21 protein-coding genes and 2 riboswitches are annotated in these 22,657 nt (G+C 67.9%); of the genes, 7 read left to right on the forward strand and 14 right to left on the reverse strand.

Translation table 11 applies throughout. From position 1 onward, the window contains the following. Positions 1–38: 38 nt before the first annotated feature. The 7 genes from J2X01_RS18535 to J2X01_RS18565 all read right to left on the reverse strand — a co-directional run bounded on the left by J2X01_RS18535 (position 39) and on the right by J2X01_RS18565 (position 6,670). Positions 39–1,541, reverse strand: a complete 1,503-nt coding sequence (locus tag J2X01_RS18535; RefSeq protein WP_310060871.1) for a molybdopterin molybdotransferase MoeA — start codon at positions 1,539–1,541, stop codon at positions 39–41. Further along, a complete protein-coding gene (locus J2X01_RS18540) occupies positions 1,538–1,825 on the reverse strand; it encodes a DUF6457 domain-containing protein (protein WP_310060875.1) in 288 nt (95 codons plus the stop codon). Before J2X01_RS18540 ends, J2X01_RS18535 begins: the two co-directional genes overlap by 4 nt. Next, positions 1,809–2,600 carry a molybdenum cofactor guanylyltransferase gene (gene mobA / locus J2X01_RS18545; protein WP_310060878.1) on the reverse strand — a complete coding sequence of 264 codons (792 nt, stop codon included), beginning with the start codon at positions 2,598–2,600 and terminating at the stop codon, positions 1,809–1,811. The genes J2X01_RS18540 and mobA overlap by 17 nt, the downstream gene beginning before the upstream one ends. Before the next feature lie 87 nt (positions 2,601–2,687). After that, positions 2,688–3,188 (reverse strand): HNH endonuclease, encoded by a 501-nt coding sequence (locus J2X01_RS18550; protein ID WP_310060880.1) that lies wholly within the window; start codon positions 3,186–3,188, stop codon positions 2,688–2,690. Positions 3,189–3,427: 239 nt separating this feature from the next. After that, on the reverse strand, positions 3,428–4,174 hold the full coding sequence (locus tag J2X01_RS18555; protein ID WP_310060883.1) for an NlpC/P60 family protein: 747 nt from the start codon (positions 4,172–4,174) through the stop codon (positions 3,428–3,430). A gap of 309 nt (positions 4,175–4,483) precedes the next feature. After that, positions 4,484–4,653, reverse strand: a riboswitch (cyclic di-AMP (ydaO/yuaA leader). Positions 4,654–4,789: 136 nt separating this feature from the next. Next, complete coding sequence (locus tag J2X01_RS18560) at positions 4,790–5,608, reverse strand: M23 family metallopeptidase (protein ID WP_310060885.1); 819 nt, start codon at positions 5,606–5,608, stop codon at positions 4,790–4,792. A 5-nt stretch (positions 5,609–5,613) separates the two neighbouring features. Beyond that, positions 5,614–5,829: riboswitch (cyclic di-AMP (ydaO/yuaA leader) on the reverse strand. A 145-nt stretch (positions 5,830–5,974) separates the two neighbouring features. After that, positions 5,975–6,670, reverse strand: a complete 696-nt coding sequence (locus J2X01_RS18565; protein WP_310060886.1) for an iron-dependent transcriptional repressor DtxR — start codon at positions 6,668–6,670, stop codon at positions 5,975–5,977. Positions 6,671–6,935: 265 nt separating this feature from the next. Between J2X01_RS18565 and serC the strand changes: the two genes are divergently transcribed. Continuing rightward, positions 6,936–8,063 carry a phosphoserine transaminase gene (gene serC / locus J2X01_RS18570; protein WP_310060888.1) on the forward strand — a complete coding sequence of 376 codons (1,128 nt, stop codon included), beginning with the start codon at positions 6,936–6,938 and terminating at the stop codon, positions 8,061–8,063. Between the two features lie 57 nt (positions 8,064–8,120). On the opposite strand, the gene J2X01_RS18575 is transcribed toward serC, so the two are convergent. Genes J2X01_RS18575 through J2X01_RS18585 form a run of 3 tightly spaced genes read right to left on the reverse strand, consistent with a single transcriptional unit; the run spans position 8,121 to position 10,450 of the window. Beyond that, positions 8,121–9,422 carry an MFS transporter gene (locus tag J2X01_RS18575; RefSeq protein WP_310060932.1) on the reverse strand — a complete coding sequence of 434 codons (1,302 nt, stop codon included), beginning with the start codon at positions 9,420–9,422 and terminating at the stop codon, positions 8,121–8,123. A gap of 44 nt (positions 9,423–9,466) precedes the next feature. After that, positions 9,467–10,057 (reverse strand): DUF3027 domain-containing protein, encoded by a 591-nt coding sequence (locus J2X01_RS18580; RefSeq protein ID WP_310060890.1) that lies wholly within the window; start codon positions 10,055–10,057, stop codon positions 9,467–9,469. 9 nt (positions 10,058–10,066) lie between these two features. Next, positions 10,067–10,450, reverse strand: a complete 384-nt coding sequence (locus J2X01_RS18585) for a cold-shock protein (RefSeq protein WP_310060892.1) — start codon at positions 10,448–10,450, stop codon at positions 10,067–10,069. A gap of 178 nt (positions 10,451–10,628) precedes the next feature. Here J2X01_RS18585 and J2X01_RS18590 point away from each other — a divergent pair, with 178 nt between their 5' ends. The 6 genes from J2X01_RS18590 to J2X01_RS18615 all read left to right on the forward strand — a co-directional run bounded on the left by J2X01_RS18590 (position 10,629) and on the right by J2X01_RS18615 (position 17,786). Beyond that, positions 10,629–10,862, forward strand: a complete 234-nt coding sequence (locus J2X01_RS18590) for a hypothetical protein (protein ID WP_310060894.1) — start codon at positions 10,629–10,631, stop codon at positions 10,860–10,862. 10 nt (positions 10,863–10,872) lie between these two features. Continuing rightward, positions 10,873–13,368, forward strand: a complete 2,496-nt coding sequence (locus J2X01_RS18595) for a helicase-associated domain-containing protein (protein ID WP_310060896.1) — start codon at positions 10,873–10,875, stop codon at positions 13,366–13,368. Next, on the forward strand, positions 13,365–15,011 hold the full coding sequence (locus J2X01_RS18600; RefSeq protein WP_310060899.1) for a DNA repair helicase XPB: 1,647 nt from the start codon (positions 13,365–13,367) through the stop codon (positions 15,009–15,011). The genes J2X01_RS18595 and J2X01_RS18600 overlap by 4 nt, the downstream gene beginning before the upstream one ends. Before the next feature lie 118 nt (positions 15,012–15,129). After that, a complete protein-coding gene (locus J2X01_RS18605; protein WP_310060935.1) occupies positions 15,130–15,840 on the forward strand; it encodes a response regulator transcription factor in 711 nt (236 codons plus the stop codon). 5 nt (positions 15,841–15,845) lie between these two features. Then, the gene (locus tag J2X01_RS18610) at positions 15,846–17,381 is read left to right on the forward strand and encodes a sensor histidine kinase (protein WP_310060938.1); all 1,536 of its coding nucleotides are present in this window, start codon (positions 15,846–15,848) and stop codon (positions 17,379–17,381) included. Between the two features lie 117 nt (positions 17,382–17,498). After that, positions 17,499–17,786 (forward strand): WXG100 family type VII secretion target, encoded by a 288-nt coding sequence (locus tag J2X01_RS18615; RefSeq protein WP_310060902.1) that lies wholly within the window; start codon positions 17,499–17,501, stop codon positions 17,784–17,786. Between the two features lie 27 nt (positions 17,787–17,813). Here the strand turns inward: J2X01_RS18615 and J2X01_RS18620 are convergent, their stop codons facing one another. The 4 genes from J2X01_RS18620 to J2X01_RS18635 form a co-directional block, all read right to left on the reverse strand. Further along, positions 17,814–18,842: an RNase H family protein gene (locus tag J2X01_RS18620; protein WP_310060905.1), complete on the reverse strand. Its 1,029-nt coding sequence runs from the start codon at positions 18,840–18,842 to the stop codon at positions 17,814–17,816. Between the two features lie 162 nt (positions 18,843–19,004). Continuing rightward, positions 19,005–20,642: a chaperonin GroEL gene (gene groL / locus J2X01_RS18625; RefSeq protein WP_310060907.1), complete on the reverse strand. Its 1,638-nt coding sequence runs from the start codon at positions 20,640–20,642 to the stop codon at positions 19,005–19,007. Positions 20,643–20,959: 317 nt separating this feature from the next. Beyond that, positions 20,960–22,276, reverse strand: coding sequence for an ABC transporter substrate-binding protein (locus J2X01_RS18630; protein WP_374724994.1), 1,317 nt, complete (start codon positions 22,274–22,276; stop codon positions 20,960–20,962). Between the two features lie 41 nt (positions 22,277–22,317). After that, positions 22,318–22,524: a cold-shock protein gene (locus tag J2X01_RS18635; protein WP_310060910.1), complete on the reverse strand. Its 207-nt coding sequence runs from the start codon at positions 22,522–22,524 to the stop codon at positions 22,318–22,320. Positions 22,525–22,657 lie beyond the last annotated feature (133 nt).

The following is a 22,657-nucleotide window of genomic DNA, read 5'->3' on the forward strand; positions in this document are numbered from 1 at the left end:
ACTGGGCCGGGTGGCCAGCGCGCGATCCAGGCCAGGGATTACCCCAGCAGTTCACTCCAGTCCACCGGGCCGGAAGTACCGCCAGGCTTCCGGGCAGCCCGTTTGGGGGCGGGCTTGTCCTTCGCAGCAGCGAGGTCCGGCAGGGCTGCCCCCCAGGGCAGGGCGAAGGCAGGGACGAGTTCGCCCAGCTGCACTCCGTGCGGCGGGACCACGAGGACGCCGTCGGCCGCGGCCAGCCCGCGCATCATTCCCGGCCCGGTGTGCTGCGCCGGCGAGGCCATGCCGTAGAGGAGCCGGAAAGGCATCAGCCGGGTCCTGCCAGGGTCCGGTTCAATCATGGCGCCGCACGGCACCTCGGTGACGGGAGGCAGGGGCCGGTGCGCCAGGGCCGCAAGCAGCGGCGCCCCGAGGGTTGACAGTGCCATCATGGCCGCGAGCGGGTTGCCCGGCAGACCGATGATGAACCTGCCATCCGGCAGTTCAGCCAGGACCGCGGGATGGCCCGGCCGCATGGCGATGCCGTCGACGAGCAGACGTCCGCCGAGCTCCGCGACCGAACGCCGCAGGTGGTCGGTGCCGGACCGGCCGGTGCCGCCCGTGGTGATGACGACGTCGGCAGGCAATTGCTCCGCGGTGGAACGCGCGGGAAGCTTTCCGACGGCGGCTGCCGGGATGCCCGGTGCCGGGTCGGTGTCCTCGAGTGCTGCGAGCCATTCGGTGTAGCTGTCGCCGATTTTCGTTTCGCCGGCGCAGATTCCGCCGAGCATTTCCACGACGCCCGCAAGCTGGGGGCCGAAGGTGTCGCGCACCTCCCCCGGCTGCGGGATTCCTGCCGTGACCACCTCGGAGCCGGTAAACACCAGCCGGACCACGGCCTTGCCCAGCACCGGGAGGGCGTCGTGGCCGCCAAGTGCCGCGAGGGCCAGGTGGGCGGGGTTGAGCAGGGTGCCGCCTTTGATCAGCACTTCGCCGGCGACGGCCTCCTCCGCGGCTTTCCGGATGTGTTCACCGTTGCGCGGTTCGCCGGGTTTGGCCGATCCGGCGAGCTGCAGGACCGGAAGCCCGTCCTCATCGCTGGCGATGGTGCCGCTTTCGCTGCGCAGCACAGCCTTGGCCCCGGGCGGAATCAGTCCGCCGGTGACAATCGGGCTGGCCTGGTGGGGAGCCAGCCGCTGGCCGGGTTCCGCGAGGATCCAGGGTCCGCTGCCGTTGACGGCCCAGCCGTCCATGGCGGAGGAGGCATAGTGCGGCAGGTCCACGAGCGCTTCCACGTCCGCGGCGAGGGTCCGTCCCAAGGCCTCGCGCAGGGCAACGGGTGCTGCCGGGATCGGAGCCGCACAGTCGAAGGCGAGCTGCCAGGCTTCCTGCCAGGTGTGCGCCAGGTGCCGCTGCGGCGCCCCGCCCGGCGAGCCGGCACGGCCGCCGGCGGAGCCGTGCTCAGGGTTTCCGGAAGCGGCGTCGGCAGGGCCGTCGGCTGGGGTGTTCGTTGCAGGCTCTTCCCCGGCGGCAGCCGGGCTGCCGTGAGGAGGTGCAGGTGTCATGCCCCGGAGGTTTCGCTGGCTGCGTAGTCCGTGGCGAGTTTGCGGGCTACGCCCATCGCAGCCTGCATCGAGACGGCATCGGTGGCCTGTCCGGAGCCGGAGGCCAGGCCTGCCGCGAAGCCGGCGATGAACGTCGTCAATGGAGCAGCCGGGCGCACGACGGAGTGCGCTGCCACGCCGGCGAGGGCCAGGACCTCGTTCACGTCTACCTCGACGTCTTCCAGTTCCAGCGCCTGAAGCAGGGCACGGCACCAGTCTTCGAGCGTTTCATCCTGGCTTTTCACCGTTTGCCTCCAAGGTTGAGTTCAGCTGGGGAGTCCCGGGCCGGACGCCAGGGTCAATGCTGGCGCGTCCATGACTGTCGTGTTCACGACGGTCGTGTTCATGACTCTCGTGTTCACGACGGTCGCTGCCATGCCGGTCCGGCGGGCGGGTCACCCCTAACGCGGAGGCATCGTCCCAAGTGTCCACATCATCCGTGGACCCTTCGGGGACGCTTACTTCCCGCACCTCCAGCCTAGCAAGAAGCGCGAATACCGAGGCATTCTCGAGGGCCCCGCGTTCGGTTGCTTCAGCCGTGCAGCGTTGTAGCGCAGCTGTGCCATATAAGCCCGTGAGGGGTTGCCTGCGTCCGTCCGCGGACACCGCCACGAAGCCGTCGCCGGGCGGGGCTGCCGCGGCCGCGTGCAGGAGTGCCTGGACGGCGGCGTCCGCCCGGGGCATGTCGCAGGCGAGGACAAGCGTGTAAGGGGCGGCAAGAGCGCGGCGCGCGTCCCCGGCGCGGTCCCGTTCCAGGGCAGCGCGGTCCCGTTCCAGGGCGGCGAGCCCCGCGGCGATGGCGGCAGCCGGTCCGGCATAGGGCGGGTCCTCCCGGCAGCTGAGCACACCTTCGGGCAGTGCCCCGGGATCGGGCCCAACGACGGCGACGGCCCCCGCACCCCGGGCGGCCCGCAGGGCATGCTCAAGGAGGGTGGCGCCGTCGTGGATCAGGCCGGACTTGGGCACGCCGCCCAGGCGGGATGACCTCCCCCCGGCGAGTATGACAGCATCAAATTCCACCGGCCCAGCCTAGCGCGGTCCGGGCCGGGACGCCGCCATGCCGGGTGCCGGCCCCGGCGCGGGCCGGGGGCAGACCGGACGGCCCGTTCAGGCAGCAGATTCCGGCAGCAGGAACGGGTCCCAGGCCGGCGTCGGCTTCTCCAGTTCCTTGATCTGCCACGTCGTGCCCCGTGGCGGCGCCGGGCTGAAGCTCAGCTTCCATCCCATTTCTCCCGGCGTGTGGTCGCCTTTGGCGTTGTTGCACCGCAGGCAGGCAGCAACGAGGTTTTCCCAGGAATCCGCACCGCCCCTGGATTTGGGCTGGACATGATCGATGGTGTGGGCCGCCTTCCCGCAGTACGCGCACCGGTGTCCGTCCCGGCGGAGCACGCCGCGGCGGCTGACGGCCGTTATCGTGTTGTACCGGGGCCTGATGTAGCGATTCAGCAGAATCACCGAGGGCCGGCCAAGGACGTCCTGCGGTCCAACGACAGGATCGTCGCCTTCCGCCACGACGCTGGCCTTTCCGGTCAGCACAAGCACGAGTGCCCGGCGGAAGGTGACAACCGCCAGCGGTTCATATCCAGCATTCAGAACGAGAGTGCGCATCCGCATACCTCTTCACGGCCGCACCCGCCAGGGGCACGAGGGCCGGCTGCCCTCTGCATGGTCGGGCTATGGACAAAACAAGAGTAAACACGGAGGTGCCGATTCACCGAATATTTTTCCTCGGCCGCGGGCCTGGTCGGCGAAAGTTCAGGGTTAGCGGCCAAAATTCACGTTGCGGCAATGCAAAAGGACCCCCGCCAAACGGCGGGGGTCCTTTTGCGTTGCTGTTGGCTGTGGTCTTAGCCGCCGACGCGGATGAAGACCGGGCCGGAGCCGACGTTGACGGTCTGCAGGGACGTGGTCCCACCGTTCCAGCCCCCGTGAACGGCCATGCCGTTGCCGACGTAGACAGCGATGTGGGCCATGCCCGAGCCGCCGTTCTGGTAGTACGCGAGGTCGCCGGAGCGTGCCTCGCCGGCGCTCACGGTGCGGCCGAGGGACAGGTAACCTGCCGGCCAGCCGTGGTAGTTGATGCCCGCAGCAGCCAGCGCGTTCGTGGCGAGGGCGGTGCAGTCCTGGCCAACACCGATCTGGGCGTAGGCGGCCGCGGCGATCGTCGCGCCCATGCCGCTGGCAACGGCGGGTGCCTTGGTGCCGGAGGTTGCGGTGGCGCCGGTGCCGGCGGTCTGGGCCGTGGAGGAATCCTGGACCTGTACGACCGGCTTCGGAGCCTCGACGACGGGGGCCGGGGAGGTGGTGACTGCAGGCTTCTCGTAGGAGATTGCGATAGTGGAGGCAGCCGAGATAGTGGCCGGGGAAGCCGCCTGGACCTCGAGCGTGGAAGCCGAGGTGGATTCGCGCTGGACGTTGGCCTCAGCAGCGTTGGCTGCGATACCGCTGGTCAGGACGAGGCCGGAGGCCGCAGCAATAACGGCGGCCGAGCGGCCCATGCCGCCGGCGTTGTCGCCGACAGCTTTGGCAATGACGGCCAGCGAGTTGGTCTTGGTGACCTCGGCGCGGTGCCGTGCGTTTGCACGAGTAGTCATTAAGTTCTCTCTTTCGTGATCCTGGGTCCGCGCTTTTTGGGCGCGGGCTGAGGACGCTCCGGCATCTTGGGGGTACGCCGGATCGCCCCGAAATGGGTTACTTAGCGAAGGGTGTACTGCGAAGACGCGCCAAAAGCGGGAACTGCGTGCAGGTGCTTGGCCTGCGGGCCGGACTCAGCAGAGATTGAGTCGGCGGCACGGAATCCGTTCCGGGCACCGGCAAGGGCGACACGGAGATTGGATTCCAGCGGGCTCGTAAGAGCCGCGCAAGCGCGGTGACGCGCAGCATTGTGGCGTGAAGACACGAAAGTAGCCTCTCCCAATGCCTGCGAGGTGAGCTGTCGGATTCGGATGGGAGTCAACCGGCCGCGCTGCTTCCTGGGAAGCGTTGCGACTTAACCCCAAGGCCTTCTTACGAAGACCAAAATTGGTTCCCCCGCCCCTGCCAGACGATGTAATGCGAACGGACCTTGAGCGGTGGCAGAGCTAGGCAATCCACTCAAGAGCGCCAACTTCGGAAAAGTTGGCGTAGCTCAAACCTACAACAGTTGGGACTCGATGTCACATTCAGATCACGGCGTGTCAAAGGAATGCGAGAGCGTCCGATCAGCTTTGTTAAAGCCAGCCGGTCGGGTCAACGACTTCGCCGTTGACCATGACTTCAAAGTGAAGATGGCAGCCTGTGGAGGCGCCGGTGGTGCCGCTCATCGCCACGACATCGCCGCGGGAGACCTGCTGGCCCACCTTGACGGTGGCTGACGACAGGTGGTTGTAGGTGGTCTCCAGGCCGTTGCCGTGGTCGACCACCACCCGGTTTCCGCCACCGTAGGGATGCCAGCCGGTGAAGGTCACGGTGCCGCTCGCGGCCGCATGGACGGCGGTGCCGCACTGGGCGGCGTAGTCCTGGCCGCGGTGGAACTCCCCGGAGCCGCCCGTGATGGGGCTGACGCGGTATCCGAACGGCGACGCGGTTTTCAACTGGTCAAGGGGTGCCCCGAGGCTGCCCGCGGAGGCCGCTCGGGTAATCGAGCCGACGGACTGGGCGCTGAGCAACTCCTTGAGCTTTCCGTCCGGGTCGCCCTGCGTCGTGACGGAGGTGCGGCTGAAGTCGATCTTGGCCTCTGCGGCGGTGACGTCCGGCTGGACCGCGGCGGAGATGGAGCCGGCAGCGGAGCCGTCCGTGGCCATGACGGGGCCCGTGGCGGGGACCGTGACAGTGAGGACCAGTCCCGTGGCGGCCAGGGCGATGCCGGCCTTTTGCCCTACGCCGCTGGCGGCGGCGAAGTCAGTTACCTGGCGGAACGGGCTGCGCCGGCCCCGGCGTTCGTCACGGTGCGCGTCGCGTGGGCGGTCAGCCAGGACGGCGACGGCCGGACGGGGCTCCGGAGCGGGACCGGTCGCACGACGGCGGCCCCTGGCGGTCTGGGTGGTCAAAAAACGGTTCCTCTCTGGAGAGCCTGCGGAGTTAGCTGTCGGATTCGGGTCAGAGAGATCAAAGACCCGGTCCGCCGTAGCAAGCATCCAGGCACAGAGGCATCCAAAAGAGTCCCTCGGTGGAATGTGCTTGCCGCTGACGGACTTCACCCCAAGGCTGTAGAACAGCCGGAAGTGGTTCCCCCGCCCCTGCCAGAAAGGTGGTTCTGCGACTGATCCGCTGGCAGAGCTCGGCTTCGGATCAGGTAACGCTTTGGTATCGGTACTAGTGACCAACTATAGGCGATTAAGCCGCCCAGAGATAAATCCGTTATCCAGCCTGTGCACAACTCATGGGTCGTCCCATGACCGGCCAGTTAATGGCGACTAATCGACGGTGACAAAGACGTGGGCTGCAACCTCAGGCGGCAGCTCCAGTGCGCCTTCGATGTCCGGCACGCGCACCGAGATGTACTCCCCCACCCGCTCCAGCGACACGGATGCGCCCGGGCGGATGCCGCCCTCGTCGAGCTGGACGAGCAGTTCCGGTTCCACCTGGATGGGCTCGGCGAGCCGGCTGACCCTGACCCGGGAATCCGGGCCGTAGCCGGCCATGGCCTCCAGCAGGTTCACGACGCCGCCCGCGTGGGGCTGGGAAGGCAGGCCGCCCAGTTCGGCGAGGCCGGGAATCGGGTTGCCATAGGGCGAGACGGTGGGGTGGTTGAGCAGTTCGAAGATCCGCCGCTCCACGCGTTCGCTCATAACGTGTTCCCAGCGGCAGGCTTCCTCATGGACGTACGCCCAGTCGAGCCCAATCACGTCGGCGAGCAGCCGCTCGGCCAGCCGGTGCTTGCGCATCACTTCGATGGCACGTTTCCGGCCGGTTTCGGTCAGTTCAAGGTGCCGGTCGCCGGAAACAACCACCAGTCCGTCGCGCTCCATGCGTCCAATGGTCTGGGAAACAGTCGGGCCGGAGTGGCGCAGCCGCTCGGCGATCCGGGCGCGGAGGGCAACGATGTTTTCTTCTTCAAGTTCAAGAATGGTCCGGAGATACATCTCGGTTGTATCGATCAGATCCGTCATTCAGCTCAGCTCCTCGAGCGCCGTCCTTGCATGATTCCCACCGTACCGCGTGCTGCTGGCGCCCTGGCGGGGTCCGCCGTACGTTCGCAGGCCAGCTTAGCCTATTTTGAATTACTCCGGATAATCTCAGTGACCGGACTGTGACGGTGGCTTTTGCCTCCCCCGCCGGGGAGTCAGGCAGAATGAAACGGTGGCTTCGCCGCAGCCACCCTGACGGGCCACCTCCCGAACCGCACCTAAGAACCTGCCGAAAATTGGAGCCACAGTGAGTGACACGAGCATCACGATTCCCGCAAACCTCCTGCCCAAGGACGGCCGGTTCGGCGCCGGGCCCTCCAAGGTCCGCCCGGAACAGCTGTCGGCCCTCGCCGCGGCATCCAAGCTCCTGGGCACCTCCCACCGCCAGGCGCCGGTCAAGAACCTCGTGGGATCGGTCCGGACCGGGCTTAGCGAGTTCTTCCGGGCCCCCGAGGGCTACGAGGTCATTCTCGGCGTCGGCGGGTCCACCGCTTTCTGGGACATCGCCAGTTTCGGCCTGGTCGAGAACAAGGCACAGCACTTGTCCTTCGGCGAGTTTGGCTCGAAGTTCGCCGCGGCCACCAACAAGGCGCCGTTCCTGGCGGACTCCTCCATCATCAAATCCGAGCCGGGCACCCGCCCGGCGGCCCGGGCCGAGGCCGGCGTCGACGTCTACGCCTGGCCCCAGAACGAGACGTCCACGGGCGTGGCCGCTCCGGTCCAGCGGGTGGCCGGTGCCGATGCCGGGTCCCTGGTCCTGGTTGATGCCACCTCGGCGGCCGGCGGGCTGGACGTCGACGTCGCCGAGACCGACGTTTACTACTTCGCCCCGCAGAAGAACTTCGCTTCCGACGGCGGCCTCTGGCTGGGCCTGTTCTCCCCGGCAGCACTGGAGCGCGCGGCGCGGATCAAGGCCGGCGGTCGCTGGATCCCGGACTTCCTGGACCTCCAGACGGCGATCGACAACTCCCGGCTGAACCAGACCTACAACACCCCGGCGCTGGCTACGCTCGTTACCCTGGACGCCCAGGTGCAGTGGCTCAACGCCAACGGCGGGCTGGACTTCGCCTCGTCCCGGACCGCGGATTCTGCCGGACGCATTTACCGCTGGGCCGAGGCGTCGGAGTACGCCACCCCGTTTGTCGCGAAGGCTGAGGACCGGTCCAACGTCATCGTCACGATCGACTTCGACGACTCCATCGACGCCGCGGCGATCGCCAAAGTGCTCCGGGCCAACGGCATCGTCGACACCGAGCCGTACCGCAAGCTGGGCCGCAACCAGCTGCGCATCGCGACCTTCGTGGCGATTGAGCCCGACGATGTGTCGGCGCTGCTGGGATGCATCGATTTCGTCGTGGGCGAGCTGAAAAGGTAGCCGCACGCCCCAACCGGAGCGGGAGCGTCAGCGTTCGACGGCGTCGTCAGGTTCTTGTCACCTGCCGGCGCCGTCCGGGTCAGGTCTGGCGTTGCGGGGGCCGGCGGCCACGACGCGGAAGTGGCGCAGCCCGCGGGCGCGGCGGTCGAACCGGATCCGCAGCTGCTTGGCCCGGATGATCCACACTAGGCCGATCAGCGCGGCGACCAGGCCTGACGCCGCCGCAACGCCCAGCGACCAGCGGGGACCGGCGACGTTCGCGACCCAGCCCACGAACGGCGCCCCGATGGGCGTGCCGCCCAGGAAGATCGCCATATAGAGCGCCATCACCCGGCCGCGCATGACGGGGTCAGTGGTCGTTTGGACGTAGCCGTTGGCGCTGGTCAACATGGTGATGGCGAAGAGCCCCACCGGAACCAGTGCCACCCCGAACCAGAAGTAGCCCGGTGCCAGCGCGGCGATGCCCGAGGTCACGCCAAAGGCTCCGGCAGCCCCGAATATGATCCGCAGCCGGGGCTTTTGGCGCCCGGCGGACAGCAGGGCACCGGCGACGGAGCCAATGGCCATGATGGAATTCATCAGCCCGAAGGCGCTGGCGTCCAGGCCGAATTCCGTTCCGACCATGGCCGCGATGAACAGCACAAAATTCAGTCCCAGGGTGCCCACGATAAAGACCGCGACCATCACCACCACGATGTCGGGCCGGAACCGGACATACTTCAGCCCCTCCCGGATCCGGCCCTTGCCGGCGGCGGCCCGGGGCAGCTGGCGCAGCGAAGTGGTGGGAATCCTCCACAGGCTCAGCAGCAGCGCCACGAAGGTCAGGGTGTTGATCAGGAAGACCCAGCCGGGGCCGACCGCGACCGTGAGGACGCCGGCGACGGCGGGCCCGATCATCCGGGCCACATTGAAGGAGGCGCTGTTGAGGGCCACAGCGTTGGGCAGGTAATCGTCGCGGACCAGTTCGGAGACGAACGTCTGGCGCACGGGGGCATCGAGGGCGGAGACAACGCCGAGCAGCAGGGCGAAGCCGTAGACATGCCACAGTTGGGCCGCCCCGGCCACCACGAGGATGCCCAGGCCCGCACTGAGCAGCGCCATCGCCGACTGGGTCAGGATGAGCAGCTGTTTGCGGTTGAAGCGGTCGGCCACCAGCCCGGCCACGGGGGCGAGGAAGAGCTGGGGGCCGAGTTGCAGGGCCATGGTGATGCCCATGGCACTGGCGTCGTGCTCCGTCAGGTGGTCAAAGACCAGCCAGTCCTGGGCGGTGCGCTGCATCCAGGTCCCGATATTGGAAATAACGGCCCCGATGAACCAGATCCGGTAGTTCAGGATGTGCAGGGACCTGAAGGTGGACATCATGTCCAGCCCTCACTGTGCGGCGCCCCGGATGGTTCCAACCGCTAGTCAGCCTGCGCTGCGGGCAGCCGATCGCCTGCGGTGTCCTCGGAATCATCGTCGTCGACGTCATCGGAGTCGTCGTCGGCGTCTGTGTCGGAGTCGTCGTCGGCGTCGGGTTCGACGGCGTCCTGCAGGGGTGCCGGCGGTGCGGCTTCGGCGAGTTCGTCCTCGCCCTGTTCATCGCCCGGGCGCACCCGTTCGGCCCACGGGATCCATTCCGGCGCCAGGATCGAGTCTTCGGAGGGCAGCAGGCCCAGCTCGTCGACCGTAACGACCTTGGACCTCGAGTTGCGCGTCAGCACGGCATACCACTGCCAGCCGCCGTAGCCGGCCAGGTTCGACTCGAAGAGGTGGGTGACCAGGCGGTCGCCTTCGCTCTTGGCCGCGAGGTGCCGGCCGATCTGTTCGGCGGGGGCGATGCCTTCGAGGGCGGCGCGGGCGACGTCGACGGCGCCGGCCAGGAAGGCGTCGGGTTTGCCGGTGCGCCAGACGGGAACCCCTGCGCGCGGCTTGACGCCCTCTTTGGTTCCGGCTTTCTTGTCCCCGGCGGCTTTGCTGGCTGCGGACGCAGTCTGGTCAGATTCCGGAGTCATCGCCAGGACCTACGCGTCCAGCTCGTCGGCAACCTTGCGCAGGGCGACGGCGATCGCCTTGCCCTTGTTGCCGTCCGGGTATTTGCCCGCGGACAGCGTTCCGGACAGGTTGTCCAGTACGGACACGAGGTCCTGCACCAGCGGGGCCAGATCCTTCGCGCTGGGCCGCTTGGCCTTGGCGATGGACGGTGTCTTGTCCAGCACACGCAGGCCCAGGGCCTGGGCGCCCTTGCGGCCGTCGGCCACGCCGAATTCGACCCGGGTGCCGGCTTTGAGCTCGGTTACGCCCTCGGGCAGTGCGGATTTGGGCAGGAAGACTTCCTGGCCGTCCTCGCCCGCGAGGAATCCGAAGCCCTTTTCTTTGTCATACCACTTGACCTTGCCGGTAGGCACGTAATCAACCTTCTTCGTTCTGCTGGTGACACGGCCGGCGGCCACCGCATCCGCATGGATATACGGGTTCAGGGTATGACTGCCTGGACCGTGTTGGTCTGTTCCCTCAAGGTTATCCTGCCTCGCCCACTTTGGCCGTTTGGGGCGCGGGACATGCTGGACTGTTAGCGTTAGCTCCATGACTCCATCGCGTTTCCGGCGGCCACTGCTGATCGTCGCGGCCGTCGCCGCCGTCCTGTCGCTCGCCGCGGTCGGCGTCGTCATGGCGATGGCCTTCAACAACGCCGTGTCGCCTGTGTGGATCACCTCCACGGCCCTCTATGGGCTTCCGGCCGCTTTCCTGCTGATGCTCCTGCTTGTTATTGACGGCGTGGCCGCCCGGCGGCGGACCCGACGGCCCGACGAAAGGTAGCGTGGCACTGATGTCCCTGATCCGCGCGCTCAGCAAGGAACTCCAGGCACGCAGCGACGATTCGTTGCGGGCCCTGTTCTCCGCGCGGCCGGACCTCATCTCTCCCGGCGTGCCGGACTTTGCGGCCCTCGCGGCCCGGGCCAGCGGCCGCGTCAGCGTGCAGCGCGCCCTGGAGCGGCTCAACCGCCCGGAAATGCAAGTCCTCGAGACCCTCCACCTGTGCACGAACACGGACACCGGACACAGCGCATCCGCCCCGATGCTGAAGAAACTCATCAACGGTGCCACGCTGAGCTCCCTTGAAAAAATGCTGCATTCGCTGCAGGAACTGGCTCTGGTTCACCGGGCGGAACCCCCGCACGGCACCACGCCGGCTGCCGGCACGAAACTGCGGTATTACCTGCCGGTGGGCAGCCTCAAGGACGTGATCGGAATCTACCCGGCCGGGCTGGGGCGCAGCTACACCGAACTCGTGCGTCTCCAGCCGCCCTTCGCGCAGCGCGTGGTCCAGCTGGTCGCGGAACTGCACCGGAGCGGCGCAGCGATCTCCCCGGCGACCACGCCAATGGAGGCCGCACTGTCGCTGCAGCACTGGACCGCCACCCCGGAGTCCCTCCGGCAGATCCTCGCCGCCGCCCCGGACCGCACTGCGGCCCTGCTTGCGCGCTTCGGCAACTGGGCCATGGGCGCCGTTCCCCAGGCGCAGCGGCGCGCCTCCGTGCTGCACGAGGCCGCCGACGTCGGGCCGGTGGACTGGCTCCTGGCCCGTGGGCTGCTGGTGCCGCTGGACGCCGCCCACGTGGAACTTCCGCACAGCGTCGGCGTGTCCTTGCGTGGCGGTTTTGTGATCGAAAAGTTTGCCCTGACCCCGCCGGTGCCGCGGATGGGTTCCACCTCGGCCGCGCTGCGCCGCAACGCCGCCCTGGGCGCGATCGCGGAGACCCTGCGGCTGGTGGGCGAACTGCTCTACGCCGTCCGGGAACAGCCCCTCGTCACCCTGCGCAGCGGCGGCGTGGGAGTCAGGGAGCTGAAGCGCCTGGCGGACTGTCTGCGGCTCGAGCTGCACGACGCCGGTGTGCTGGCGGAGTTTTGCGCCCTGTCCGGCCTCATCCGCCTCGACGTGGACAGCTCCGCCTGGGTCCAGACGGAGCAGCTGGAATGGCTGACGCTTCCGCGGCAGGAGCAGTGGCTCTGGCTGGTCAATGCCTGGCTCGCCAGCGAGCGGGCGCCCTCCCTCGTCGGCCAGCCCGTCAACGGCCAGGCCGCCGTCCCGGCGCTCCACCGGGGCGCGGCCGGGAACACCGTCAACGCTCTCTCGGCCGAGGCGCAGCGCCCGGACGCTCCCGTGGTCCGGAAGCGGATCCTGGAAATTCTGGCTGAGCTGACCGGGGAGGCCGCTGCCGCGGACGGGCAGGCACCGGTCCTGGACGCCGCGGCCGTGCTCGAGCGCGCCGACTGGACCCAGCCCCGGATGGCACGGCGTTTCAGCTCGCTGATCCGGGGGGTCCTGGCCGAGGCGGAGATGCTCGGCCTGATCGGCTCCGGCGCGCTCAGCCAGATCGGGGCGGCCATCGCCGCTGAACAGCCCGACGAGGCGATGGGGATCCTGGGCGAACACCTGCCGGCCGCGCTGAACCACGTCCTGCTCCAGGCCGACCTCACCGCCGTGGCGCCCGGCTACCTCGCGCCGGAACTGACCGAAAAGCTCCTCGCCATGGCCGACGCCGAAGGCCAGGGCCCGGCCACCATCTACCGTTTCTCGGTCGCTTCCGTCCGGCGCGCGCTCGACGCGGGCCAGGATGCCCAGGCGATGCTGGATTTCCTGGGCGTGCACTCAGCCACGGCGATCCCGCAGCCGCTGAAGTACCTGATCGAGGACACTGCCGCCCGGCATGCCAGGCTGCGCGTGGGGTCCGCCGCGAGCTTCATCCAAAGCGATGACGAAACGGCGCTCCTGGAACTGCTCAACATGCCCGGCGCGTCCGGACTGCGTTTGGTCCGGATCGCGGCCACGGTGCTGATCTCGCACGCGGCACCGCGGGAAACGGCGCAGATCCTCCGCAACCTGGGGCTGTCCCCGGCGGTGGAGGAATCCGAGGCCGGCGGCGTCCGGCTGCGGCGCAACACCGCGGTGTCCGGCGGCGCGCGGCCGGTCTACAGTGCTCCGCGCACCGCTCCTCCGGAAGCCGACGTCGACGCCCAGCTGGCCGTGCTGCGCAGCGAACGGCCCGCCGCGGGCAGCCCCGGCGGGCACCCCGCCGTCATCCCGGGCAGCGAGGAAGCAACCCAGCTGGGGCTGGAAACCCTGCAGAAGGCGATCCGGCTTAAACAGCGAGTGGTGATAAACGTCGTGGACAGCATGGGGAATGCCGTTCGGGAAACGGTTGTCCCGGTGGCTGTGAACGGCGGACGGGTCCGGGTGTTCGACCCGGACAAGGAAACCGAACGCGTGCTGTCCATCCACCGGATCATTGACGTCGAAGCCGCAGAGGAACTGCTCCAGTGAACGATGGACCGCTGATCGTCCAGAGTGACAAAACCATCCTGCTCGAAGTCGACCACGAACTCGCCACCGAGGCACGCCACGCCATCGCCGCGTTCGCCGAGCTGGAACGCGCCCCCGAGCACATGCACAGCTACCGGCTCACGCCGCTGGGCCTCTGGAACGCCCGGGCCGCCGGCCTCGACGCCGAAAAAGTGCTGGACACGCTGCTGAAGTACTCCCGTTTCCCGGTGCCCCATTCCCTGCTCATCGATGTCGAAGAGACCATGTCCCGGTACGGCCGGCTGCGGCTCGAAAAGGATCCCCAGCACGGCCTCGTCATGCGCACCTCTGATTACCCGGTGCTGGAGGAGGTCAGCCGCGCCAGGAAGATCGCCCCCTTGCTCGGGCCCCGGATCGACGGCGAAACCGTCGTCGTGCACTCTTCCCAGCGCGGACAGCTCAAGCAGCTGCTGCTCAAGATCGGCTGGCCGGCCGAGGACCTGGCCGGCTATGTCGACGGCACGCCGCACCCCATCATGCTCGACGAATCCGGCTGGAAGCTCCGCCCCTACCAGCGGCTGGCCATGGAGAACTTCTGGGCCGGCGGCAGCGGGGTCGTGGTGCTGCCCTGCGGAGCCGGCAAAACGCTGGTCGGTGCCGCCGCGATGGCCACCAGCTCCACCACGACACTGATCCTGGTGACCAACACGGTCTCCGCCCGGCAGTGGAAGGACGAGCTGCTCAAGCGGACCTCCCTCACCGATGAGGAGATCGGCGAATACTCCGGCCCCGTCAAGGAAGTCCGCCCGGTCACGATCGCCACCTACCAGGTGCTGACCACCAAGCGGGGCGGGCTCTACCCCCATCTGGAGCTGGTGGACGGCAACGACTGGGGGCTCATCATCTACGACGAGGTCCATCTCCTGCCCGCCCCGATCTTCCGGATGACGGCGGACCTGCAGGCGCGCCGCCGGCTCGGCCTGACCGCCACGCTGGTCCGCGAGGACGGCCGCGAGGGCGAAGTCTTCAGCCTGATCGGACCGAAGCGCTACGACGCGCCGTGGAAGGACATCGAGGCGCAGGGCTACATCGCGCCCGCCGACTGCGTCGAGGTCCGGATCGACCTGCCCCGCGACGAACGGGTGGCCTATGCCATGGCCGAGGACGCGGACAAGTACCGGCTGTGCGCCACGTCCGAGTCCAAGACCCTGGTGGTGGAACAGCTCGTGGCCGAGCACGCCGGCGAACAGCTGCTGGTGATTGGCCAGTACATCGACCAGCTGGATGAGATCGGCGAGCGCCTCCAGGCGCCGGTGATCAAGGGCGACACCTCCGTCAAGGACCGCCAGAAGCTCTTCGCGGCCTTCCGCGCCGGCGAGGTGCAGACCCTCGTCGTGTCCAAGGTCGCCAACTTCTCGATCGACCTGCCGGAGGCTTCCGTCGCGATCCAGGTCTCCGGCTCCTTCGGCTCCCGGCAGGAAGAGGCCCAGCGCCTGGGCCGGCTGCTGCGCCCCAAGAAGGACGGCCGCGCCGCACGGTTTTACTCCCTGGTGGCCAGGGACACCCTGGACCAGGACTTTGCGGCCAAGCGCCAGCGCTTCCTGGCCGAGCAGGGCTACGCCTACCGGATCATGGACGCCAAGGACGTCGGAACGGCCAGCTGACGCCCGGCCGGCGGGGCCGGGCGTCGAACATTCCCGCCGCTGGCGCCCTGCGCGCGGTCCACCCGGCACACATCTGCCATTCAGAAAACTCCCAGAGTCTGGGAGCATCATGGGAACTATGAAAAAGAACGGTCCCGAAGCCAAGCTGCTCGTCGTTGATGATGAACCGAACATCCGCGAACTGCTCTCCACCTCGCTGCGCTTTGCCGGCTTTGAAGTCATTTCCGCCTCCAACGGGCGCGAGGCTTTGGCCGCGGCCGATCTCCATGCCCCCGATCTGGCCGTCCTGGATGTCATGCTGCCGGACATGGACGGCTTCACCGTCACCCGCCGGCTGCGCGCCGCCGGCAAGCACTTCCCGGTGCTCTTCCTGACCGCCAAGGATGACACCGAAGACAAGGTCATGGGCCTCACCGTCGGCGGTGACGACTACGTCACTAAGCCGTTCAGCCTCGACGAGGTCGTGGCACGCATCCGCGCCGTCCTGCGCCGCACACAGCCCCTGCAGGATGACGACGCGGTCATCCGGGTCGATGACCTGGAGCTCGACGATGACGCCCACGAGGTTCGCCGCGGCGGCACGGTGATTGAGCTGTCCCCCACCGAGTTCAAGCTGCTGCGCTACCTCATGCTGAATCCCAACCGGGTGCTCTCCAAGGCCCAGATCCTGGACCACGTCTGGGAATACGACTTCAACGGCGATGCCTCGATCGTAGAGTCCTATATCTCGTATTTGCGCCGCAAGGTGGACATTGACCCCGACGCCCCGGCCCTGATCCAGACCAAGCGCGGCGTCGGCTACGTGCTGCGGACGGCCGAGAAGCGCTGACCTTGCTGCTCCACCGCTGGCAGTCGGCGTCGCTCAGGTCGCAGCTCGTCGCCATCATGACCGCCCTGATGCTGGTGGCCCTCACCGCCACGGGCGCTGCAACCCTGACCCTGCTGCACAGCAATCTGCAGGGGCAGGTCGACGACAAGCTCCGGGCCGCCGTGGCCTCGGTCCGCCAGCAGCAGTCGTTCAGCCAGCTGCAGGACAAGAATGAGAGCATCCCCACCGACTACTCGCTGATCCTCTTCACACCGGGGCAGCCGCCGTTGCCGTTCGGCGGCGACAGGGAACTCCACCCGGATATCACGAGCATCAGCGCCGCGGACGCCGGGGACCGGCAGCAGAACCCGTTCCAGGTCCGCGGCACCGACGGGCACAACTGGCGGGTCGTCGCACTCAACGTTGTGGACAGCAACCAGCGCAGCTCCGTGGTGGTCATCGGGCTCCCGCTGTGGCCGGTCGATTCCGTGATGGAACACGCCCTCCTGGTGGTCGTCGGAATCGGACTGCTGACCCTGGTCCTGGCGTTCTTCATCGCCACCTGGAGCATTTCGCGGTCCTTCCGGCCACTGGCCCGGGTCGAAAAGACCGCCGCAGCGATTGCCGCCGGCGACCTCTCCCGGCGCGTCGAAGTCGAAAACCCCCACACCGAGGTGGGTCGGCTGGGCAGTTCCCTCAATGCCATGCTCGCCCACATCGAGACGGCCTTCGCCGCCCGGATGGCCTCCGAGGCGCGGATGCGCCGCTTCGCCGCCGACGCCTCACACGAACTGCGGACCCCGCTGGTGACGATCCGTGGTTTCTCCGAGCTGTACCGGCACGGCGCGCTGTCCACACCCGAGGATGTGGCGACCGCCATGGGGAGGATCGAAAGCGAAGCCAAGCGGATGGGGACCATGGTGGAGGACCTGCTGCTGCTCGCCAGGATCGATGAGCAACGGCCGCTGCAGCAGAAACCGGCCGATCTGCTGCTGCTTGCCAACGACGCCGTTGTGGACACGCAGGCGAGCGACCGCGGCCGCACCATTTCGCTGACCGGGCTTGACGGCCGCCCCGCCGCGCCCGCGCCGGTGCTCGGCGACGAGGCAAAACTGCGGCAGGTCGTCGGGAATCTCGTGGGCAACGCCCTGCGCTACACTCCCGACGGCACACCGATTGAGCTGGCCGTCGGCGTGCGGACCGGCCACGACGGCACGCGGGAGTCCGTCATTGAGGTCCGCGACCACGGTCCCGGTGTCCCGGACGAGGAAGCCGCGCGGATCTTCGAGCGGTTCTACCGCGCGGACACGTCCCGTACCCGGGAGACCGGCGGCAGCGGGTTGGGGCTGGCGATCGTCGCGGCCATCGTCGGCTCGCATTCCGGCACCGTCAGGGTCGCGAAAACCGACGGCGGCGGCGCTACCCTGGTGGTCAGCCTGCCGTTCCTCGACGAGGACGCCTCGGACGCCGGTTCACAAGCCCACGCGGAGGCACGCGCCGATTCGGACGCACGCGCCGGCTCCGGTCCACGGGCCGGCAGCGGCCACGCGGACGGGGAATAGCCCGCCGGGCTTCCGAAGGTTTTCCACATACCGGGGACCGGCCGTTCCCCGGCGTCCCGGCGCCTGCCTACGCTCGGAAGGTCCGGAGATTCCGGATCACCGTCGAGAGGTCATCCCATGAGCATCATCTCCGTCGACACGGAGCTCCTCCAGCTCAAGTCAGCGACTGTCAAGGCTACGGTCGACCGGATCAGCGCTGACGTCCAGGCCATGAAGCGCGGCCTCGACGAGTTGCAGGCCACGTGGCACGGCTCGGCCGCCACCAATTTCCAGGCCCTGGTCTCCGAGTGGACCCTGACCCAAGGGAAGGTTGAGGCCTCCCTCGCGTCGATCAACCTCGCGCTGAATTCCGCGGCCGCGAGCTACGCCCAGGCCGAACTGCACAACACCCAGCGGTTCAGCTGACGGGCGCCCACCGCGCCGGAGACGGGCTCAGGCCTCGGGGGTGCCCTGGTGGAAACGTAGCCGCCATTGGGCGCCGTCATGGACCCACAGGGAGCTGCGCAGGGCCGTCCCCGATCGGGCCCGGCTGCGGTAGGTCAGCAGGATGGTCTGCTCGCCCAGCCGGTCTGCGCCCAGCATTTCCAGCTCGGTCGGGCCGGCCGGCTCCTCTGCGAGGGACATCATCATGGCGTCCCGGGTCCAGATCCGGCCCGAACTGCCGATTTCAGTGAAGTCCCGGTGCAGCAGCACACCGGTGCGGCCGAGGTCGGCGCGCGTTTCCGGCAGGAGCAGTTCGCGCTCCAGTGACTCAACGATGGCTTCCGGGCTGGCGTCCGTGCCTGGCGCGGGGGTGGTGTCCTCGTCGAGTTCGCTGAAAAGGTCGGGTTCGTCAAAGAGCGTTGGCTCCCCGAAGAGCTGCTGCCGGGCGGAGGGCGCCGTGGCCGCCTGGGCGGCCGCGGGTGCTGCCTGAGACGCGGCGGGTGCCCCCTGGGCGGCCGCGGGGGCCGCCTGGGCGGTTGCAGGTGCCGGGGGTGCCTGGGCGGCACCTGCCGCGGCGCCGAATCCGGGACCCTGGCGCACCGCGACGCCCTGCTGGTAGGACGTGGCAGCGGCCCTGGCGCGGTCATCCGCTGCCTCGTTAAGGTCATGTCCGGCGTGGCCGCGCACCCATTCGAACCTGTATTTGCGGCCGACCAGTGCCTGGTCGATCTCCTTGAGCAGGTCGACGTTCATCACGGGCTTGCCGTCGGACTTGCGCCAGCCCTTGCGCTTCCAGCCCGGCATCCACTTCGTCACGGAGTTGATGACGTACTGGCTGTCGCAGAGAATGTGCAGATCCTCACCCGGCAGATGCGCGGTGGAGCGGAAGAGATCCAGCACGGCCATGAGCTCGCCCATGTTGTTGGTGCCATGGGGCCATCCCCCGGCCCGCCAGCAGTCGTCGTTTACGTACCAGGCCCATCCGGCCGGGCCGGGATTTCCTAATGCCGAACCGTCGGCTGCTGCAGTAATCGTCACTGCACCATCCTGCCAGACCCCCGCAGGCACCGGTGTCCGCCGCCGGCAGTGACGGTCGCTCCTGCGGGGGTTAACGCCGACGGCGGCCCCACCCGAAGGAGGGACCGCCGTCGTTGAACTGGACGTTCAGCGCTGAACTGCGCAGCGCCGGAAGCCGGGTGGTTAGAAACCGCCCATGCCGCCCATGCCGCCCATGTCATCGCCGCCGCCCATCGGGGCGCCACCCTTCTCGGGCTTGTCGGCCACAACGGCCTCGGTGGTGAGGAACAGGCCGGCAATGGAAGCCGCGTTCTGCAGGGCAGAGCGGGTTACCTTGACCGGGTCGTTGATGCCGGCAGCCAGCAGGTCGACGTACTCGCCGGTTGCTGCGTTCAGGCCGTGGCCTGCGGGCAGGCCGCGGACCTTGTCCACGACAACGCCCGGCTCGAGGCCGGCGTTGAAGGCGATCTGCTTCAGCGGGGCGTCGATGGCAACGCGGACGATGTTCGCACCGGTTGCCTCGTCGCCTTCGAGCTGCAGGTTCGCGAAGGCCTTGGCGCCGGCCTGGATCAGGGCCACGCCACCGCCGGCGACGATGCCCTCTTCGACAGCAGCCTTGGCGTTGCGGACAGCGTCCTCAATGCGGTGCTTGCGTTCCTTGAGCTCAACTTCGGTTGCGGCACCGGCCTTGATGACTGCAACGCCGCCGGCCAGCTTGGCCAGGCGCTCCTGCAGCTTCTCGCGGTCGTAATCGGAATCGGAGTTCTCGATCTCGGCACGGATCTGGGAAACGCGGCCAGCAATCTGGTCAGCGTCGCCTGCACCCTCGACGATGGTGGTCTCATCCTTGGTGACGACGACCTTGCGGGCGCGGCCGAGGAGTTCGAGGCCGGCGGTCTCAAGCTTGAGGCCGACTTCCTCGGAGATGACCTGGCCACCGGTGAGGATGGCGATGTCCGCGAGCTGCGCCTTGCGGCGGTCGCCGAAGCCCGGAGCCTTGACGGCGACGGACTTGAAGGTGCCGCGGATCTTGTTGACGATCAGGGTGGCCAGGGCCTCGCCCTCGATGTCTTCGGCAATGATCAGCAGCGGCTTGGAGGACTGCATGACCTTCTCGAGGACAGCAACCAATTCCTTGACGTTGGAGATCTTGGAGTTGACGATCAGGATGTACGGATCCTCAAGGACCGTTTCCTGGCGCTCGGCGTCGGTGACGAAGTAAGCGGAGATGTAGCCCTTGTCGAAGCGCATGCCTTCGGTGAGCTCGAGCTCCAGGCCGAAGGTGTTGGACTCCTCGACGGTGATGACGCCTTCCTTGCCGACCTTATCCAGGGCCTCGGCAATCAGTGCGCCAATTTCGTTGTCACCGGCAGAGATGGACGCGGTGGCCGCAATCTCTTCCTTGGTTTCGATTTCCTTGGCGGAGGCCAGGAGCTCGCGGGTGACGGCTTCGACAGCCTTCTCGATGCCGCGCTTGAGGGACAGGGGATCAGCGCCGGCCGCGACGTTCCGCAGGCCTTCCTTGACCAGGGCCTGGGCCAGCACGGTAGCGGTGGTGGTTCCATCGCCGGCGACGTCATCCGTCTTCTTGGCAACTTCCTTGACCAGCTCGGCGCCGATCTTTTCGTAAGGGTCGTCCAGCTCGATCTCCTTGGCGATGGAAACACCATCGTTGGTGATCGTGGGGGCACCCCACTTCTTTTCGAGGACGACGTTGCGTCCACGCGGGCCGAGGGTGACCTTGACGGCGTCGGCGAGGATGTTCAGGCCCCGCTCAAGACCGCGGCGTGCCTCTTCATCAAATGCAATGATCTTGGCCATAACGGCAGTAGTCCTTTCGGGACAGTCGTTAAGAATGAACCTTCGCTGCGGTGCCCGCGACGGACGATCCTTGCCCTGCGGCCTCTGTATGCCGCAAGGCCAGGGATCTCACCCCAGCCAGGTGTTTCTCTCGCTCCCGGACCGGCCGCTTCAACTCCGTGACCGGGCGAACCGGGCGTTGTTTTAGCAGTCAATACGCGGGAGTGCTAAGTCAATAATTAGCACTCCCCCGGGGAGAGTGCAAGCAGCGGGCGTGCCGGAGTGCCCCTGTTCGGCCCGCTGAGCGCCCCTGGCACGGCTCAATACGCTAAGGGCGATTAACTCGCGGTGCTGTTGGCTGTTTCGCTGCCGCTCATGGTTGCCCTGTTGTCCGCGCCGTAGCGGTAGACAACGTAGTTCGCGGTGCTGACGTCTCCACGGGAGTCAAAGCTGATCGGCCCGGACTCCCCGTCGTAATCGGGTCGCTTTCCGGACCGGATGGCGTCCAGGCACTCCTGGTAACTCTTGCAGACCGCGGCTTCGCCGCCGGGGCCAGCGCTGCCCGGGCCCTGCACTTTGCCGCCCGAAACGGCGATCAGGCTGGCCGCAATGGAGGTTCCGGCGTCGTCCTGGGCAGCAGCGGCCGCGATGGCGGCGAGGTTGGCGGCGTCGTACGCTTCGGCGGCAAAGGTCATGTCCGTCAGCTCCGGATCCACGGAGACCAGTTCGGCCTGGAAGTGTGCGGACGCAAAGGTCCCCGGCAGGATGCCGCGCGTGCCCTCGAGGGCACGCGACCCGAGGCCGGAACCGTATTGGTTGACCGCGCCGTCGCTGAGGATGAGCTTCTTGCCGGCAAGGCCGGCGTTGTTCAGTTCGGCAATGGCGCCTTGGGCACCCGCGCGGGAGACCAGCACAACAGCGTCCGGGGCCGCCGCCTTCGCGGCCGCGGCCGCCTGCTGTGCGTGGCCGGGCGCGAAACCGACGACCGCGACGGTCCCGACGCCGGACGCCTTGGCGGCGGCGGCCACTGCAGTGGACACGTCTTTGCCGTAGCTGCCTTCCTCGTAGACCACCGCAAGAGTTGCCGCGCCACTGTCCTTGGCGAGTTTGACGAGAACGGGAGCCTGCGCGATGTCGGCTGCCGCGGTACGGAAGTAGTAGCCGTTGCTCTCGTAGCTACTGAGTCCGCTGGCGGTGTTCGCGGGGGAAATCATGGCGATCCTGGCGTTGGACAGGACGTCGATGGCGGTGGGCGCCCGGCTGGAGTCCGTCGGGCCGATGACGACGTCGGCCTTGGCCGCCACCAGCGCCCGTGCCTGCGCTGCGGTGTCCGCGCTGATGGTCTCGGGGAGCAGCTCCACCGGCTTTCCCTTGTGGCCGCCCGCAGCGTTGATCTCCCTGACGGCGAGCTTCGCGGCGGCCAACTGGGGGGCATTCAGGAAGTTCTGCGGCCCGGTGTTGTCGAGGATCAGCCCGATCCGCAGGATGCCGTCACCGCTCGCATCGGCCTGTTCCACGCGGGCGCCGCCCGTTGGCCCCAGACACGCGGTCATGGTCAGCGCCGCCACGGCCGCAACGGCAACCGCCTGGCCCCGCCTCAGCATCCCGGACCGGCGCCCGGCGCTGCTGCCGGCAGACTGTCGGGCGGCATTCATTCCGGCAGGATCCTGCGTCGCTCGTGCTGCGGCGGGGAAGGTCACGGGGCGGGCCGGACGCTTTCGGCCTGCGGGCCTTTGTCGCCCTCGCCGACTTCAAGTTCCACGCGCTGCCCCTCGGTCAGGGCACGGTAGCCGTCCCCGGCGATGGCCGACCAGTGCACAAAGACGTCGTCCCCGGTGCTGTCCACGGTGATGAAGCCGTAGCCCTTTTCGGAGTTGAACCATTTGACGGTTCCCAATGCCATGGTGTCCACTCTTTTCAGTCGGCCGGCGGGCGGTCCGCCATAATGTGCCCCGCAGAATGCAGCAACAGAATGCAGACACAGAATGCAAACGCAGCCCGCAAATACTGTACCCACAGCCTCCGGCCGGGGTGCA

This window comes from Arthrobacter ginsengisoli (assembly GCF_031456935.1).
Classification (GTDB): domain Bacteria; phylum Actinomycetota; class Actinomycetes; order Actinomycetales; family Micrococcaceae; genus Arthrobacter; species Arthrobacter ginsengisoli.